General features: G+C 71.5%; 13 protein-coding genes. 6 read left to right on the top strand and 7 right to left on the bottom strand.

Annotated elements, in window-relative coordinates; genetic code table 11:
- Window positions 1-20: 20 nt before the first annotated feature.
- Both recO and ITX44_RS35185 read left to right on the top strand, forming a co-directional pair.
- Complete coding sequence (recO, locus tag ITX44_RS35190; RefSeq protein ID WP_205363147.1) at window positions 21-767, top strand: DNA repair protein RecO; 747 nt, start codon at window positions 21-23, stop codon at window positions 765-767.
- Between the two features lie 21 nt (window positions 768-788).
- Entirely contained in the window at window positions 789-1,616 is an 828-nt protein-coding gene (locus ITX44_RS35185) for an isoprenyl transferase (protein WP_205363107.1), read from the top strand.
- A gap of 118 nt (window positions 1,617-1,734) precedes the next feature.
- On the opposite strand, the gene ITX44_RS35180 is transcribed toward ITX44_RS35185, so the two are convergent.
- Window positions 1,735-2,169, bottom strand: a complete 435-nt coding sequence (locus tag ITX44_RS35180) for a Fur family transcriptional regulator (RefSeq protein WP_205363105.1) — start codon at window positions 2,167-2,169, stop codon at window positions 1,735-1,737.
- A gap of 194 nt (window positions 2,170-2,363) precedes the next feature.
- On the opposite strand from ITX44_RS35180, the gene ITX44_RS35175 reads away from it, so the two are divergent.
- A complete protein-coding gene (locus ITX44_RS35175; protein WP_205363103.1) occupies window positions 2,364-3,746 on the top strand; it encodes a glycine--tRNA ligase in 1,383 nt (460 codons plus the stop codon).
- 54 nt (window positions 3,747-3,800) lie between these two features.
- Here ITX44_RS35175 and ITX44_RS35170 read toward each other — a convergent pair whose 3' ends face one another.
- From ITX44_RS35170 to ITX44_RS35155, 4 genes are all read right to left on the bottom strand, one after another.
- On the bottom strand, window positions 3,801-4,529 hold the full coding sequence (locus ITX44_RS35170; protein ID WP_205363101.1) for a hypothetical protein: 729 nt from the start codon (window positions 4,527-4,529) through the stop codon (window positions 3,801-3,803).
- A gap of 238 nt (window positions 4,530-4,767) precedes the next feature.
- A complete protein-coding gene (locus tag ITX44_RS35165) occupies window positions 4,768-5,391 on the bottom strand; it encodes a TetR/AcrR family transcriptional regulator (RefSeq protein WP_205363099.1) in 624 nt (207 codons plus the stop codon).
- A gap of 125 nt (window positions 5,392-5,516) precedes the next feature.
- On the bottom strand, window positions 5,517-6,518 hold the full coding sequence (locus ITX44_RS35160) for an aldo/keto reductase (protein ID WP_205363097.1): 1,002 nt from the start codon (window positions 6,516-6,518) through the stop codon (window positions 5,517-5,519).
- A gap of 116 nt (window positions 6,519-6,634) precedes the next feature.
- Window positions 6,635-8,176, bottom strand: a complete 1,542-nt coding sequence (locus ITX44_RS35155) for an MFS transporter (protein ID WP_205363145.1) — start codon at window positions 8,174-8,176, stop codon at window positions 6,635-6,637.
- Window positions 8,177-8,289: 113 nt separating this feature from the next.
- On the opposite strand from ITX44_RS35155, the gene ITX44_RS35150 reads away from it, so the two are divergent.
- Window positions 8,290-9,330, top strand: a complete 1,041-nt coding sequence (locus tag ITX44_RS35150) for a helix-turn-helix transcriptional regulator (RefSeq protein WP_205363089.1) — start codon at window positions 8,290-8,292, stop codon at window positions 9,328-9,330.
- A gap of 28 nt (window positions 9,331-9,358) precedes the next feature.
- On the opposite strand, the gene ITX44_RS35145 is transcribed toward ITX44_RS35150, so the two are convergent.
- Window positions 9,359-9,904 (bottom strand): MarR family winged helix-turn-helix transcriptional regulator, encoded by a 546-nt coding sequence (locus tag ITX44_RS35145; protein WP_236062235.1) that lies wholly within the window; start codon window positions 9,902-9,904, stop codon window positions 9,359-9,361.
- On the bottom strand, window positions 9,901-11,325 hold the full coding sequence (locus ITX44_RS35140; RefSeq protein WP_205363087.1) for an MFS transporter: 1,425 nt from the start codon (window positions 11,323-11,325) through the stop codon (window positions 9,901-9,903). Before ITX44_RS35140 ends, ITX44_RS35145 begins: the two co-directional genes overlap by 4 nt.
- Before the next feature lie 245 nt (window positions 11,326-11,570).
- Between ITX44_RS35140 and dusB the strand changes: the two genes are divergently transcribed.
- Together dusB and ppdK are read left to right on the top strand one after the other, a co-directional pair.
- Window positions 11,571-12,737: a tRNA dihydrouridine synthase DusB gene (gene dusB, locus ITX44_RS35135; RefSeq protein WP_205363085.1), complete on the top strand. Its 1,167-nt coding sequence runs from the start codon at window positions 11,571-11,573 to the stop codon at window positions 12,735-12,737.
- A 591-nt stretch (window positions 12,738-13,328) separates the two neighbouring features.
- The gene (gene ppdK, locus ITX44_RS35130) at window positions 13,329-16,121 is read left to right on the top strand and encodes a pyruvate, phosphate dikinase (RefSeq protein ID WP_205363084.1); all 2,793 of its coding nucleotides are present in this window, start codon (window positions 13,329-13,331) and stop codon (window positions 16,119-16,121) included.
- Window positions 16,122-16,145: the final 24 nt, after the last annotated feature.

The raw sequence follows: 16,145 nt of genomic DNA, 5'->3' as shown, positions 1-16,145 counted from the left end.
GGGTAGGCGAGAATGGCCGCATGAGTCTGTTCCGCGACGACGGCATCGTGCTGCGCACCCAGAAGCTGGGCGAGGCGGACCGGATCATCACGCTGCTGACCCGCAGGAGCGGCAGGGTACGGGCGGTGGCGCGGGGCGTGCGGCGGACGAAGTCGAAGTTCGGGGCGCGGCTGGAACCGTTCAGCCACGTCGACGTGCAGTTCTTCGCCCGGGGCGGTGACCTGATCGGGCGCGGGCTGCCGCTGTGCACGCAGAGCGAGACAATCGCCCCGTACGGCAGCGAGATCGTCACCGACTACGAGCGGTACACCGCGGGCACCGCGATGCTGGAGACGGCGGAGCGGTTCACCGATCATGAGGGGGAGCCGGCCGTGCAGCAGTATCTGCTGCTGGTCGGGGCGCTGCGTACACTCGCGGGCGGGGAGCACGAGCCGCGGCTGGTGCTGGACGCCTTCCTGCTGCGCTCGCTGGCCGTCAACGGTTACGCGCCCAGTTTCGACGACTGCGCCAAGTGCGGAATGGCCGGACCCAACCGGTTCTTCTCGGTGGGCGCGGGCGGAGTGGTGTGCGGTGACTGCCGGGTGCCCGGAAGCGTCGTACCCTCACGGGAGTCGCTGCAACTGCTCGGCGCCCTGCTGGGCGGCGACTGGGAGACCGCGGACGCCTGCGAGCCGCGCCACTGCCGGGAGGGCAGCGGGCTGGTCGCGGCCTACCTGCAGTGGCACCTGGAACGCGGACTGCGGTCGCTGCGGTTCGTGGACAAGTAGACCGTCAGGAGAAGTACCACCATGGCACGTCGCGGGATTCTGACCCGTCACCGGCCCACGTACAAGACCCCCGAGCCGCACCCGTCGGGCGCGCGGCCACCGAAGATCCCCGGCGAGCTGGTGCCCCGGCACGTGGCAGTCGTCATGGACGGCAACGGCCGCTGGGCCAAGGAGCGCGGGCTGCCCCGCACCGAGGGCCACAAGGTCGGTGAGGGCGTCGTGATGGACGTCCTCAAGGGCTGCCTGGAGATCGGCGTACGGAATCTGTCGCTCTACGCCTTCTCCACCGAGAACTGGAAGCGTTCCCCGGAGGAGGTGCGCTTCCTGATGAACTTCAACCGCGACGTGATCCGCCGCCGCCGGGACGAGATGGACGAGCTGGGCATCCGGATCCGCTGGGTGGGCCGGATGCCGAAGATGTGGAAGTCCGTGGTCCAGGAGCTCCAGGTCGCCCAGGAGCAGACGGTCGGCAACGACGCGATGACCCTGTACTTCTGCGTCAACTACGGCGGCCGGGCGGAGATCACCGACGCCGCCCAGGCGCTGGCCCGCGACGTGGCGGCCGGCCGTCTCGACCCGTCCAAGGTCAACGAGAAGACATTCGCGAAGTACCTGTACTACCCCGACATGCCCGACGTGGACCTCTTTCTGCGCCCCAGCGGGGAGCAGCGCACCTCGAACTACCTGATCTGGCAGTCCAGCTACGCCGAGATGGTCTTCCAGGACGTGCTGTGGCCCGACTTCGACCGCCGCGACCTGTGGCGGGCCTGCCTGGAGTACGCGTCCCGGGACCGCAGGTTCGGCGGGGCCGCCCCGAACCAGGCCTCCGAGGACGAAGACGAGGACTGACCATCGCCCGTCCGCCCGGGGCGGCGGCCCCTGCTTCCGGCCGCTGCCCCGCCCGGACGAAGCCTGGATCGAGCCCGAAGCCTGGATCGAGCCCGGGCGGAGTCGAGACGGAGGGCGCCTAGAGCGAGGGCGCCGCGCCCACCGGGCCATGTGCGCAGTCCGCGCACGTACCGAAGACCTCGACCGTGTGCGCCACGTCCACGAACCCGTGCTCGGCGGCGATCGTCTCCGCCCACGACTCCACGGCCGGCCCCTCCACCTCGACCGCCTTGCCGCAGGAGCGGCAGACCAGGTGATGGTGGTGGCCGCCGCCCGAGCAGCGCCGGTACACCGACTCGCCGTCGCCGGTGCGCAGCACGTCCACCTCGCCGGCGTCCGCCAGCGACTGCAGCGTGCGGTAGACGGTGGTCAGGCCCACCGAGTCGCCGCGGTGCTTGAGGAGGTCGTGCAGGTCCTGAGCGCTGCGGAATTCGTCGACCTCGGCGAGCGCTGCGCTCACCGCTGCCCGCTGCCGGGTCGAACGGCCGCGCACGGAATGGTTCGCGGTGGTCACCGGGGCTTCCTCCTCCGTGGCTGCGTCCCGCACGCGCACGGGCTGACCCGTCCATTGTGCCAGCCCGGCCCGCCCCGGCGGATACCCTGGCGTCCCCGCCCCGCCGTCCGGGGTGCGGCCCAAATTTGGAAAGCCCCCCGCGCCCGCCGGTAATCTGGGCTAACTGACCGCTTCGTCGTACTGAAGAGAGCACCGTGGCCGCCGACAAGATCGACACCATCGTCAGCCTGAGCAAGCGCCGTGGCTTCGTTTTCCCGAGCAGCGAGATCTACGGCGGCTCCCGGGCCGCCTGGGACTACGGGCCGCTCGGCGTCGAGCTCAAGGAGAACCTCAAGCGCCAGTGGTGGCGTGCCATGGTCACCTCGCGCGACGACGTGGTGGGCATCGACTCGTCGATCATCCTGGCCCCCGAGGTCTGGGTCGCCTCCGGTCACGTCGCGACCTTCTTCGACCCGCTGACCGAGTGCACCTCCTGCCACAAGCGGTTCCGGGCCGACCACCTGGAAGAGGCGTACGAGGCCAAGCACGGCCGTCTCCCGGCCGGCGGCCTCGCCGACATCAACTGCCCGCACTGCGGCACCAAGGGCGCCTTCACCGAGCCCAAGCAGTTCTCCGGCATGCTCCAGACCCACCTCGGCCCCACCCAGGACGCCGGCTCGGTCGCGTACCTGCGCCCCGAGACCGCGCAGGGCATCTTCGTGAACTTCGGCCAGGTGCAGACCACCTCGCGCAAGAAGCCGCCGTTCGGCATCGCCCAGATGGGCAAGTCGTTCCGCAACGAGATCACCCCCGGCAACTTCATCTTCCGCACCCGCGAGTTCGAGCAGATGGAGATGGAGTTCTTCGTCAAGCCCGGCGACGACGAGAAGTGGCACGAGTACTGGCTCCAGGAGCGCTGGAACTGGTACCGGGGCCTGGGCATCCGCGAGGAGAACATCCGCTTCTTCGAGCACCCGAAGGAGAAGCTGTCCCACTACGCCAAGCGCACCGTGGACATCGAGTACCGCTTCAACTTCGGCGGCTCGGAGTTCAGCGAGCTCGAGGGCATCGCCAACCGCACGGACTACGACCTGTCGGCCCACTCCAAGGGCTCCGGCCAGGACCTGTCGTACTTCGACCAGGAGGCCGGTGAGCGCTGGTTCCCGTACGTCATCGAGCCCGCGGCCGGTGTCAACCGGGCCATGCTCGCCTTCCTGATCGACGCGTACACCGAGGACGAGGCGCCCAACGCCAAGGGCGTGATGGAGAAGCGCACCGTCCTGCGGCTGGACCCGCGGCTGGCCCCGGTCAAGGTCGCCGTGCTGCCGCTGTCCCGCAACGCCGAGCTGTCCCCCAAGGCCAAGGGCCTGGCCACGGCGCTGCGGGCCAACTGGAACATCGAGTTCGACGACGCCGGCGCCATCGGCCGCCGCTACCGCCGCCAGGACGAGATCGGCACGCCCTTCTGCGTCACGGTCGACTTCGACACCCTGGAGGACAACGCGGTCACCGTGCGCGAGCGCGACTCCATGGTGCAGGAGCGGGTTTCCCTCGACCAGGTGGAGGGTTACCTCGCCTCCCGTCTGGCCGGCTGCTGACGCCGTACGGTCGCGGCCCGCACCCGCGGGCCGCACGCCGGTAGCCGGACGGGCTCACACACCGCTCGGGCTCGGCGCCGGGCCACCGGCGTCGGCCCGCCCGGAGGCCGAGGGCAGACGGATGACGCCGGCCGTGAGGCCACCGGCGGTGTGCGGGGCGGACTGGCCCTGACGGGCCTGCTCCTTGCGGGCTGCGGCGCCCGATGCCGGCCCCTGCGCCCGCGCGGTCGTCGCGGGTGCGGGGGCCGGCACGGACACCGGACGCGGCCCGGTGACGTGGGCGGCGACCGGGGAAGTCCGGTCGGCCGCCGCAATGGCGTCGTCTTTCGCGGCGGCACCTTTGGCGCGGGGAAGTCCACGCAGCGCCAGCACCGCGCAGACGGCGGCCAGCGGCAGTTCCGCGGTGAACGCCATCAGCAGGGCGGTCCCGAATCCCGAGCCGGAGGACGTGGTCGTGTCGAACCAGGCGTCGCAGACCAGCAGCATCGCTGTGGCGGCGGCGACCGGCACCCGGCGCACACTGCGGCGCAGTGTCAGCAGCCCGGTGGCGATCAGCCCGATCGCCTCCATGGAGTCCAGGCCCACCCACGCCACCGTCCAGTGCGGCGCCGTCGTGGTGGAGGGCAGCCCGGTGGCCAGGACGACCAGCCACGGCACCAGGGCCACTCCGGCGAAGACCAGCAGATAGCCGAACCACGGCCGCGCAGGGCGGTCACGGGTGGCCGGCGCATCCGCCGGCGTACGAGGTACGGGCAGTTCGATGACGTCCGCACACGGTGGCATGACTCTCTCCCTTCCCATCCCCGTGTCAGACACAACACCGGAATGCCCGTGAACCCTTCCTGCGACGGGGTCACAAACCAGTCGCGCATGTCCGTGCGCCCTGAAGCGGGCCGGTGTGCGGCAGTACGCGCCGGTACGGATCGGTAGCGGCCACTGCGCCTCGGTACGCACCCGTACGCGTCGCTGTGCGCCCGTGCGGACGCACGGGTGTTCGGAACGCCGTACGGGCCCGCCGGCGTCAGCCGTCCGCTCGGCCGTCCGCGGTCGCGGGGCCGTTGCCGGTGAGCCCGCGCAGCACCAGCGCCCGCGCCGCCGCATAGGCGGTGTCGATGGCCGGATCGGACCATTCGGCGGAGTAGACCGGGTCGTGGAAGCGGCAGGTGGCGTCCCAGACCGCGCGGGCGGTCACCGGCACGGACGCGGGCAGCACGAACTCGCCGCGGGCGGCGCCGTCGGTCAGGATCCGGCCGAGCTGCTCGGTCATGTGCGCTATGTGGCGGGTGACGGTGTCGCTGTTCTCGCCGGCCAGCACCATGAAGGTGGCGAACATTTCCGGGTCGCCGATCGCCTTGCGCCGCTTGGCGGCGAACAGCCCGTCCAGCCACTGCCCCAGCCGCTCGGCCGCATCCCCGGCGCTGTCCGCCGCGAAGGTCTCCAGCGCGTCATGGGTGCGATCCAGCCAGCGCTGGGTGACCGCCTCGCGCAGCGCCGCCTTGGTGGCGAAGTGCCGGTAGACGCTGCCATGGCTGACGCCGAGCGCGCGGGCCACGTCCACCACCGTCGCCTTGGCCGGCCCGAAGCGGCGCAGCACGTCCTCGGTGGCTTCGAGGATGCGTTCCGGGGTCAGGGTCTCCGGCGGCATGCGGGCGGCCTCCAGTCGGCGGGGGCGGGGGATCGCGGGGCGAACCAGGGGTGGTGTCACGGGCACCCGTCCGCCGCGAGTGCGGGCGGACGGGTGGTGGCCGCATCCAGTGTCCTCCGTACGGGTCAGCGCTCGCTGTCCAGGTGCGCCATCTGTCCCGCTTCGTAGCGGGAGCCGGCCACCGAGTCGGCGGGCACGGCCGCCTCGAGGGCGTCCAGTTCGGCCGCGTCCAGGGTGACGTCCAGCGCGCCCAGGGACTCCGCGAGCCGGTCCCGGCGGCGGGCGCCGATCAGTGGCACGATGTCCTCGCCGCGCGAGAGCACCCAGGCGATCGCGGCCTGCGCCACGGTGACGCCCTTGCCGTCGGCGACCTTGCGCACCGCCTCCACCAGGCCGAGGTTGCGGTCCAGGTTCTCCCCGCTGAACCGCGGGGAGCGGCTGCGGAAGTCCCCGGCCTCGGTGGCGCGCTCCTTCGACCAGTGGCCGCTGAGCAGCCCGCGGGAGAGCACTCCGTACGCGGTGACGCCGATGCCCAGCTCCCGGGCGGTGGGCAGGATCTCCCGCTCGATGCCGCGGGAGAACAGGCTGTACTCGATCTGCAGGTCGCTGATCGGAGCGGTGGCCGCGGCCCGGCGCAGGGTCTCCGCGCCCGCCTCGGACAGGCCGATGTGCCGCACCCGGCCGGCCTGCACCTCCTCGGCGATGGCGCCCACGGTCTCCTCGATCGGTACGTTCGGGTCGACCCGGGCGATCCGGTAGACGTCGATGTGGTCGGTGCCGAGCCGATTCAGGGAGTACGCGAGGAAGTTCTTCACCGCGGCCGGGCGGCCGTCGTAGCCGCTCCAGCCGCCGGCCGCGTCGCGCAGGGCGCCGAACTTGACGCTGATGGCGACCTGGTCGCGGCTGCCGGGGCGGGCCCGCAGGGCGTCGCGGATGAGCAGTTCGTTCAGGCCCATGCCGTAGAAGTCGCCGGTGTCGATCAGCGAGATCCCGGCATCGAGAGCCGCGTGGACGGTGGCGATCGACTCGGTGTCGTCGCTCTGGCCGTAGAAGGCGGACATGCCCATGGCGCCCAGGCCGATCGCCGAGACGGTGGGGCCGGTTGCCCCGAGCCGACGGGTACGCATCGGAATTCTCCTTCGGTCGTTCAGATGCCTCCACCGTCGCACATGGACTGACAGATTTCAATATCTGTCAGTCCATGTGTGTCAGTGCCGAGCTTCGGGGACGCGCGCCCGGCGCCTCACGCCACGGTCTTCGGCAGCCGCAGGCTGAGCGCGGTGGTCACCACCACTGCCGCCAGTTGCGCCAGCAGCATCCACACCAGTGCGCTGCCGATACCGGTGGAGCCGGACAGAGTGAGGAACAGGGTGCCGAGAGTCGCGACGCCCAGCGCGAGGCTGGACTGCTGGGTGGTGGCCATCGCGCCGCTGCCCACGCCCGCCTGGGCCGGCGGCACCTCGCTGAGCACGATCCGGAACACCACCGGCAGGACGAAGCCCTGGCCGAAGCCGAGCACCGCCATGCTGGGCGCCAGTGCCCAGATGCCCAGGTGCGGCCAGCCCCAGTGGACGGTGGCGGCCAGCGCCACCAGGCCGACGGCCTGGATCAGCGAACCGCCGGTCACCGTGAGACGGCCGAAACGGTTCACCGCACGCGGGCCGAGCAGCGAGGCGGCGAAGAACGTCGCGCACAGCGGAGCGAGTGCCGCGCCCGCGGCCAGCGGCCCGAAGTGCAGACCGTCCTGCATGGCGACGGCGAGCACGAACATGAAGCCGCCGAAGCCCAGGCAGAAGGGCACGATCAGCAGCAGTCCGCTGCGCACGCTGTGCAGCCGCACCAGGGACGGCGGCAGCAGCGGCGTCTTCCCCAGCCGCTCGCCGCGCCGCTCGACCGCCACGAAGGCCGCCGCGGCGAACGGGAAGACGGCCAGCAGCACCCAGGACCACACCGGCCAGCCGGCCGCGCGGCCCTCGGTCAGCGGCAGCAGCAGCGCGATCAGCGACAGGGCCAGCAGCAGCGTGCCGGGCCGGTCGACGCGCGCCGGGTGTGCGGACCGCGTCTCGGGGACCGAGCGCAGCGCCAGCACCAGGGCGACGGCCGCCACCGGCACGTTCACCAGGAAGATCGCCCGCCACCCGCTGCCGGCGATGTCGGCGGAGACCAGGACGCCGCCGAGCACCTGTCCGACGGTGGACGCGATGCCGGCCGTGGCGCCGTACCAGCTCAGTGCCTTGCCGCGACTGCTTCCGGAAGTCGCGGACTGGATGGTGGCCAGCGCCTGGGGGAGCAGCAGCGCGGAGGCCGCGCCCTGGGCGACGCGGGCGCCCACCAGCGTCCAGGCGTTGGGCGCGATGCCGCAGGCCAGCGAGGTGACGGCGAAAGTCACCAGGCCCCACAGGAACAGATTGCGGCGGCCGAACATGTCGCCGAGCCGGCCGCCGAGCACCAGCAGCACGGCATAGGCGACGCCGTAGCCCGCCACCACCATCTCCAGCACCGCGGGCCCGGCGTTCAGGTCGCGGTCGATGGTCGGCAGGGCCACGTTGACGATGAAGAAGTCCACCATGGGCAGCGCCGCGCCGAGCAGCACGGTCAGCAGCCCCAGCGGGGTGAGCACCGGCGCCGGACGGCCGGAGCCGGTACGGGCGTCGTTACGGGGGTCGGTACGAGCAGCGGAGTCGGTACGGGAAACGGGTTCGTTCGACGGAGCGGTTCGGGCCGGCGTACCGATGCGGGTCACGCGGGGCAGCACCTGGGCCCGGGAATTCAGGGACGGATCCATTCTGTCGGTCACGCGATCAACCGTCGCTCGCCGCCCAGGGGGGTACCAGAGTGCGCTTATCCAGGTATACGGACCACCTGGCAACTGGCTGACCCGTCCGGCACTCTTGCTGCATGAGTACTACGTCGTCCGCCGCAGCGTCCGTCGCCCCCGCCGGCCACGCGAGTGGACAGGAGGCGCCCGGGGCCGGCCCCCGCGAGGAGGACGCCGCCGGCCTGCCCGGAGGCTTCCTCGGCGACTCCGCGGCCGGCCTGGACGGCCCGCCAGGACCCGAGGTCCCCGCGGCCGCCGCCGACGAGATCCGGCGCCGTGAGCTGGCGTCCTTCCTGCGCAGCCGCCGGGAGCGGATCTCGCCCGACCAGGTGGGCCTGCCGCCGGGCCGTAGGCGCCGCACCCCGGGACTGCGCCGCGAGGAGGTCGCACAGCTCGCCGCGGTCGGCGTCACCTGGTACACGTGGCTCGAGCAGGGCCGGGACATCCAGATCTCCGGGCAGGTCGCCGACGCGATCGCCCGCGCGCTGATGCTGGACCGCACCGAGCGCCGGCACCTGTTCACCCTGGCCGGTGCCGCCGACCCGCACCCGTACCTGGACTGCCCGGGCATGTCGCCCTCCGTGCTGGCCATGCTCGACCAGCTCGAACCGCTGCCCGCCGCGGTCTTCAACAGCCGCTACGACATCATCGCGTACAACCGCACCTACGGCCGCCTGGTCTCCGACCTGGACGCGCTGCCCCTCCAGGACCGCAACATCCTGTGGCTGGCGTTCACCGACCCGCTCTGGAAGGAGCGGATGCTGGACCGGGAGGAGAACATCCGCCTCATGGCGGCGAAGTTCCGCGCCTCCATGGCCGAGCATCTGGCCGAGCCCGCCTGGAAGGCGCTGCTCAAGCGGCTCCAGCAGGCGTCCCCCGACTTCCGTGAGGTCTGGGAGCGGCACGAGGTCCTCCAGCCCGACAGCCACGTCAAGCGCTACCTCAACCCCGACGTGGGGCTGCTCGCCTTCGACTTCACCCATCTGTGGCTCGGCCCGCAGCGCGGCCCGCGGCTGATGACGTACACCCCCGCCGACGCCGTCACCCGCGAGCGCCTGGAGCGGCTGCACGGCCTGATCCGCTGCGAGGAGCGCGGGAAGCACGCCGCCGTCGCGGTCTGAGGTCCGCGGCGTCAGGCGTCGGCCGTCGTCAGCCGTCGGTCGTGAGCACGGCGGTGATCCGGTCCAGCGCGGCCAGGTCCGCCGGCGGCAGGGCGAGCAGGGCCGGCGGGGGAGAGCCCAGGATGGCGTTGGCCCGGTCGGCCACCGCATGCCCGGCGGGTGTCGCCGAGACGATCTTGCAGCGCCGGTCGGTGGGGTGCGGGTGGCGCTCGGCCAGGCCCCGCTTGACCAGGTCGTCCACCACCAGCGTCAGATAGGGCCGGTCGGAGGCCAGCTCGGTGGCCAGTTCGCTCAGCCGGGACGGCTTGGCCGCGATCCGGCGCAGCGCCTTGATCCGGAAGAAGCTCATGCCGAGCGCCTCGGCCGTCTCCTTGCGCCGCTCATTGCGTTCCAGCACCAGGGCGCGCAGATTCCGCCACACGCGTTCGGCGGCCGCCTCCGGGGCGGAATCCGCGGCCATGGCGGCGGATTCGGCCATGAAGGCTTCGGCCGGCGAAACGGCCGGGGCCGCGGTGGGTGCGTTGTCCGCGGCCGTGGGCGCGCCCTCGGCCGTACGCGTCGTGTGCTCGGTCATGTGCTCACCTCGATCCGCTGCTTCACCTGCTCCTGGTCCTCGGGGACGAGGAGCGCGGCGGTGCGTTCGGCGGTTTTCCGGGCCCAGTTCCCGGTGGTGAGGGTACCGAGGACCAGGACGGACATTCCGCAGCCGGCGATGATCCACCAGGACGCCGTGTGCAGCCCGGCGGCGACGGTCGCGCCGATCACGGCGACGCCGAGGGACTGGCCGACCTGCCGGCTGGTGGAGGCGACCGCGGCCGCCACCCCCGCCTGGGCCCGCGGCATCCCGGACACCGCGGTGTTGGTGATGGGGGCGTTGACCAGGCCGAAGCCGATGCCGAACAGGACGTAGGAGGTGAACAGCAGCCAGTTCGAGGACTGCGCGTCCAAGGCGGCGAACAGCACTCCGCTGGCCGTCATGGAGGTGCCGGCCAGCACCAGGGAGACGCGGGGGCCGCGGCTGCCCACCAGGCGCCCGGACAGCGGCGCGAAGACCAGGCACATCAGCGCCATCGGCACCATGTACAGGCCCGCGTCCAGCGCCGACAGGCCGCGCTGGTCCTGGAGGTAGAGGGTGTTGAGGAAGAGGAAGCCGCCGAGTCCGGCGAAGGCGCTCACCGCGATCACGGTGGCCCCGGAGAAGGGCGCGCTGCGGAAGAAGCGCGTGTCGATCAGCGGGTCCTTGCGCCGCGGCTCGTACCCGATCAGCCCGGCGATGGCCACCGCGGCCAGCGTGAAGCAGCCGATGATGAGCGGCGAGCCCCATCCGGCGCTCGAGCCCTCGATGATCCCGTAGGTCAGCGAGCCGAGCAGGGCGATCACCAGCAGCTGGCCCAGCGGGTCCACCCGGCGCGCTCGCGGCGCCCGGGACTCGGGCACGAACCGGGCGGTGAGCAGCAGCGCCGCCACGCCCACCGGCAGGTTGATCCAGAAGATCGAGCGCCATCCGACGGACTGCACCAGCGCACCGCCGATGATCGGGCCGGCCGCCATGCTGACGCCCACCACGCCGCCCCAGACCCCGATCGCCCGGGCCCGCTCGCGCGGGTCGGAGAAGGTGTTGGTGATGATCGACATCGCCACCGGGTTGAGCATCGACCCGCCGACCGCCTGCACCATCCGGAAGACGATCAGCCAGCCCAGGCTCGGCGCCAGGCTGCACAGCAGGGAGCCGATGGTGAACAGCACCAGGCCGGTCTGGAAGATCCGGCGGCGTCCGATCCGGTCCGCGGTGGAGCCGGCGAGCAGCAGCAGCGAGGCGATCACCAGCGTGTAGGCGTCGATCGTCCACTGCAGCCCGGAGACGGTGGTGTGCAGGTCCTTCTGCATGGACGGCAGCGCCACGTTGAGGATCGTGTTGTCCAGGCTGACGATGAGCAGGCTCATGCAGCAGATCCCCAGGATCAGCATCCGCCGCCGCTGGGTCAGCTCCGGCACAGTCCTGCCCTCCTGCGACTTCCGGGCACCCGCATAGGTGCATCCTCCAATGGTTGTAAAAACAGAATCATTACTACCGTACAACCATCTCGGCGGGGGTTACGGGGCGGGGCGAAGGACGCGGCGGAGGGCGCGGGGCGGGGCCCGCGGTCCGGGGCTGCGGGACGGAGGCTGTGGGACGCGCGGGGAGCAGCCTGTGGACAACTCGAAGCCGGGTGCCGCCGGGATACGGGAGAATGGTCGTCATGACCGTTGACGCCACCCTCGTCGCCCCGCCCGCCGGCGGGACCCTGCGCATCGGCCCGCACACCGTGACCCCGCCGGTCGTGCTGGCCCCGATGGCCGGGATCACCAACGCGCCCTTCCGCACCCTGTGCCGGGAGTTCAGCGGCGGCAAGGGGCTGTTCGTCAGCGAGATGATCACCACCCGCGCCCTGGTCGAGCGCAATGAGAAGACGATGCAGCTCATCCACTTCGACCCGACCGAGACCCCGCGGTCGATCCAGCTCTACGGAGTGGACCCGGCGACCGTCGGCCGGGCGGTGCGGATGATCGTGGACGAGGACCTGGCCGACCACATCGACCTCAACTTCGGCTGCCCGGTGCCGAAGGTGACCCGCAAGGGCGGCGGCTCCGCGCTGCCCTTCAAGCGCAACCTGCTGCGGGCCATCCTGCGCGAGGCGGTGGGGAACTCCGGCGACCTCCCGGTCACCATCAAGATGCGCAAGGGCATCGACGACGACCACCTCACCTACCTCGACGCCGGCCGGATCGCGGTCGAGGAGGGCGTCACCGCGGTCGCCCTGCACGGCCGCACCGCCGCGCAGCACTACGGCGGGACCGCCGACTGGGACGCCATCGCCCGCCTCAAGGAGCACGTCCCGGAGATCCCGGTGCTGGGCAACGGCGACATCTGGTGCGCCGAGGACGCGATACGGATGATGCGCGCGACCGGGTGCGACGGCGTGGTCGTGGGCCGCGGCTGCCTGGGCCGGCCGTGGCTGTTCGGCGACCTGGTGGCGGCCTTCGAGGACGGCGGGCGGCCCCCGGCGACGCCCGACTTCGGCCGGGTCGCGGTCGTGATGCGGCGGCACGCCGAGCTGCTGGGCCTGTGGCTGGGCGACGAGTCGCGCGGGGTGATCGACTTCCGCAAGCACGTCCCCTGGTACACCAAGGGCTTCTCGGTCGGCTCCGAGCTGCGCCGCGCCCTGGCCACCGCCTCCTCGCTGGCCGAACTCGACGACCTGCTGGGCAAGCTGGACCAGGACCAGCCGTGGCCCGCGCACGCGGACGGCCCGCGCGGCCGCACCGCCCCCGGCAAGCGCGTCGTCCTGCCGGACGGCTGGCTGAACGACCCCTACGAGGTCGCTGCGCTGGGCGAGGAGGCGGAGGGAGACAGCTCCGGGGGGTGAGGTGCGGTCGGGGCGGCTTGGGGTTCTTGCCGTCCCGGGTGCCCTGGTTGCTGCGTTTGCCGGATCGGCGGCTGTGTTCCGGCGCCGGCCCCGCGGGGGCGTCCTGCCGTTCGCCGGATCGTCGGCTGTGTTGGGTGCCGTCCCGGTGGGGTGTTTTCGGTCTTTGCCGGATCGTCCGGTCGTTGTGGTTGATCGCGCAGTTCCTCGCGCCCCTGTGGGGGTGCCGTTCGTCCATGGGGGGCGGGCTGGGGTGCGTAGCCGGGGTACGTCCGAAAGATGAGACAGAGGGTGGCGGGCGCACGTGACTTGTGCCACGTCTGATAGGTGGTCTGCTCAAATGAGCGCACAAATGAGCAGTGCATCTCTCGAATGCAAGAGGGGGTGGACGGGTAGGGGTGTGTCAAAACGGTCGGGGTCACCGTGACGCTGCGTGGAGAAAACGGGGCGCGGGTTCTCGCTCCCCGGAGTCGTCCGTTCGAGTCGTGAACGCCGGGTGAAATCCGGCTGTCACCCATCTCGCCTGAGATCCGTCGGCAGATGGGGGGTTACGACCGTGTGTCGTGGTGATGGACGCCCTTGGGAGCCTTCGAGATGGGTACGCTCCCCGCCATCAGGGCATCCCGGCAGCGAGAACCCCGAGGAGTCGAGGACCACGTGTCGGCACGTCAGCAAAAACAGAAGCTCGTCTACGACTTCACTGAGGGCAACAAGGACCTCAAGGACCTGCTCGGCGGGAAGGGTGCGAACCTCGCCGAGATGACCAACCTCGGGCTGCCCGTCCCTCCGGGCTTCACCATCACCACGGACGCGTGCCGCGTCTACCTGGAGACCGGGGCGGAGCCGCTGGAGCTGCGCGACGAGGTGAGTGCGCACCTCGACGCGCTGGAGCGGCAGATGGGCCGTACGCTCGGCCAGCCCGACGACCCGCTGCTGGTCTCGGTGCGGTCGGGCGCCAAGTTCTCGATGCCCGGGATGATGGACACCGTCCTCAACATCGGGCTGTCCGACGCGTCAGTCGCCGGGCTGGCCGCGCAGGCCGGCGGGGACGCGCGGTTCGCGTGGGACTCCTACCGCCGGCTGCTGCAGATGTTCGGCAAGACCGTGATGGGCGTGGACGGCGAGCTGTTCGACGAGGCGCTGGAGAGCGCCAAGCGGGCCAAGGGCACCGACAGCGACCTCGGCCTGGACGCCGCCGACATGCAGGCACTGGTGGACGACTTCAAGGCGATCGTCGCCAAGCAGACCGGCCGGGAGTTCCCGCAGGATCCGCGCGAGCAGATGGACCTGGCCGTCCGGGCGGTCTTCGACTCCTGGAACACCGACCGGGCCCGGCTCTACCGCCGCCAGGAGCGCATCCCGCACGACCTGGGCACGGCCGTCAACATCTGCTCGATGGTCTTCGGCAACCTCGGCCCCGACTCCGGCACCGGCGTCGCTTTCACCCGCGACCCGGCCAGCGGCCAACAGGGCGTCTACGGCGACTACCTGCAGAACGCGCAGGGCGAGGACGTCGTGGCCGGCATCCGCAACACCGTGGGGCTGGCGGAGCTGGAGGCGATCGACAAGACCTCCTACGACCGGCTGCTGTCGATCATGGCAACGCTGGAGCGGCACTACAAGGACCTGTGCGACATCGAGTTCACCATCGAGCGCGGGCAGTTGTGGATGCTCCAGACCCGGGTCGGCAAGCGCACCGCGGCGGCGGCCTTCCGGGTCGCCACCCAACTGGTGGACGAGGGCCTGATCGACGAGGCCGAGGCGCTGCGCCGGGTGAGCGGCGACCAGCTCGCCCAGCTGATGTTCCCGCGCTTCGACGAGAAGGTGGCCGACAGCGGCACGGTGCCGCGGATCGGGTGGGGCATCGCGGCCTCGCCCGGTGCGGCGGTCGGCAAGGCGGTGTTCGACTCGTACACGGCCGTCAAGTGGTCCCGGTCCGGTGAGCGGGTCATCCTCATCCGCCGCGAGACCAACCCCGACGACCTGGCCGGCATGGTCGCGGCCGAGGGCATCCTCACGTCGCGCGGCGGCAAGACCTCGCACGCGGCGGTGGTGGCCCGCGGCATGGGCAAGACCTGCGTGTGCGGGGCCGAGGAGCTGGAGGTCGACACCAAGCGGCGGCGGCTGACCGCGCCCGGCGGGCTGGTGATAGAGGAGGGCGACCTCATCTCCATCGACGGCTCCTCCGGCAAGATCTACCTCGGCGAGGTGCCGGTCGTGCCGTCCCCGGTGGTGGAGTACTTCGAGGGCCGGATGCACGCCGGCGCCGAGGAGGCCGGGGAACTCGTGCGGGCCGTGCACCGGGTGATGGCCTACGCCGACCGGGTACGCCGGCTGCGGGTGCGGGCCAACGCGGACAACGCCGAGGACGCGGCGCGCGCCCGCCGGTTCGGGGCGCAGGGCATCGGGCTGTGCCGTACCGAGCACATGTTCCTCGGTGACCGGCGCGAGCTGGTCGAGCGGCTGATTCTCGCCGACACCGACACCGAGCGGGAGGCGGCGCTGGCCGAACTGCTGCCGCTGCAGAGGACCGACTTCATCGAGCTGTTCGAGGCGATGGACGGCCTGCCGGTGACCGTACGGCTGCTGGACCCGCCGCTGCACGAGTTCCTGCCGGACATCACCGAGCTGTCGGTGCGGGTGGCGCTTGCCGAGTCGCGTGAGGACGCGAACGAGAACGACCTGCGGCTGCTCCAGGCGGTGCACAAGCTGCACGAGCAGAACCCGATGCTCGGGCTGCGCGGGGTGCGGCTCGGCCTGGTGATCCCGGGGCTGTTCGCCATGCAGGTACGGGCGATCGCCGAGGCCGCCGCCCACCGGCGCACCGCCAAGGGCGACCCGCGGCCGGAGATCATGATTCCGCTGGTCGGCACGGTGCAGGAACTGGAGATCGTCCGGGACGAGGCGGACCGGGTGATCGCCGAGGTCGAGAAGGCCACCGGCACCGGGCTCACCCTCGCCATCGGCACCATGATCGAGCTGCCCCGGGCCGCGCTGACCGCCGCTCAGATCGCGGAGGCGGCAGAGTTCTTCTCCTTCGGCACGAACGACCTGACCCAGACCGTGTGGGGCTTCTCCCGCGACGATGTGGAGGCCAGCTTCTTCACCGCCTACCTGGAGAAGGGCATCTTCGGCGTGTCGCCCTTCGAGACGATCGACAAGGACGGGGTGGGCTCCCTGGTCCGCGCGGCCGCCGAGGCCGGCCGGGCCACCCGCCCCGGCCTCAAGCTCGGCGTCTGCGGTGAGCACGGCGGCGACCCGGAATCGGTCCACTTCTTCCACGAGGTCGGCCTGGACTACGTCTCCTGCTCCCCGTTCCGGATCCCGGTGGCCCGCCTGGAGGCCGGCCGCGCCATCGCCACCACGTCCGGGGTGGACACCCGGTGACCCCTACGACCAGCTGACCACCTG

Source organism: Actinacidiphila acididurans (assembly GCF_016918855.1).
Classification (GTDB): Bacteria; Actinomycetota; Actinomycetes; order Streptomycetales; family Streptomycetaceae; genus Actinacidiphila; species Actinacidiphila acididurans.
The sequence above is the reverse complement of the archived record's forward strand: the minus strand, read 5'-3'. Positions and strand labels throughout refer to the sequence as shown.

Bases quoted from the DNA above. Each gene is read 5' to 3' on its own strand.
- recO (WP_205363147.1), top strand. From the start codon at position 21: ATGAGTCTGTTCCGCGACGACGGCATCGTGCTGCGCACCCAGAAGCTG.
- ITX44_RS35185 (WP_205363107.1), top strand. From the start codon at position 789: ATGGCACGTCGCGGGATTCTGACCCGTCACCGGCCCACGTACAAGACC.
- ITX44_RS35170 (WP_205363101.1), bottom strand. From the start codon at position 4,529: ATGCCACCGTGTGCGGACGTCATCGAACTGCCCGTACCTCGTACGCCG.
- ITX44_RS35165 (WP_205363099.1), bottom strand. From the start codon at position 5,391: ATGCCGCCGGAGACCCTGACCCCGGAACGCATCCTCGAAGCCACCGAG.
- ITX44_RS35160 (WP_205363097.1), bottom strand. From the start codon at position 6,518: ATGCGTACCCGTCGGCTCGGGGCAACCGGCCCCACCGTCTCGGCGATC.
- ITX44_RS35155 (WP_205363145.1), bottom strand. From the start codon at position 8,176: ATGGATCCGTCCCTGAATTCCCGGGCCCAGGTGCTGCCCCGCGTGACC.
- ITX44_RS35150 (WP_205363089.1), top strand. From the start codon at position 8,290: ATGAGTACTACGTCGTCCGCCGCAGCGTCCGTCGCCCCCGCCGGCCAC.
- ITX44_RS35145 (WP_236062235.1), bottom strand. From the start codon at position 9,904: ATGACCGAGCACACGACGCGTACGGCCGAGGGCGCGCCCACGGCCGCG.
- dusB (WP_205363085.1), top strand. From the start codon at position 11,571: ATGACCGTTGACGCCACCCTCGTCGCCCCGCCCGCCGGCGGGACCCTG.
- ppdK (WP_205363084.1), top strand. From the start codon at position 13,329: ATGGGTACGCTCCCCGCCATCAGGGCATCCCGGCAGCGAGAACCCCGA.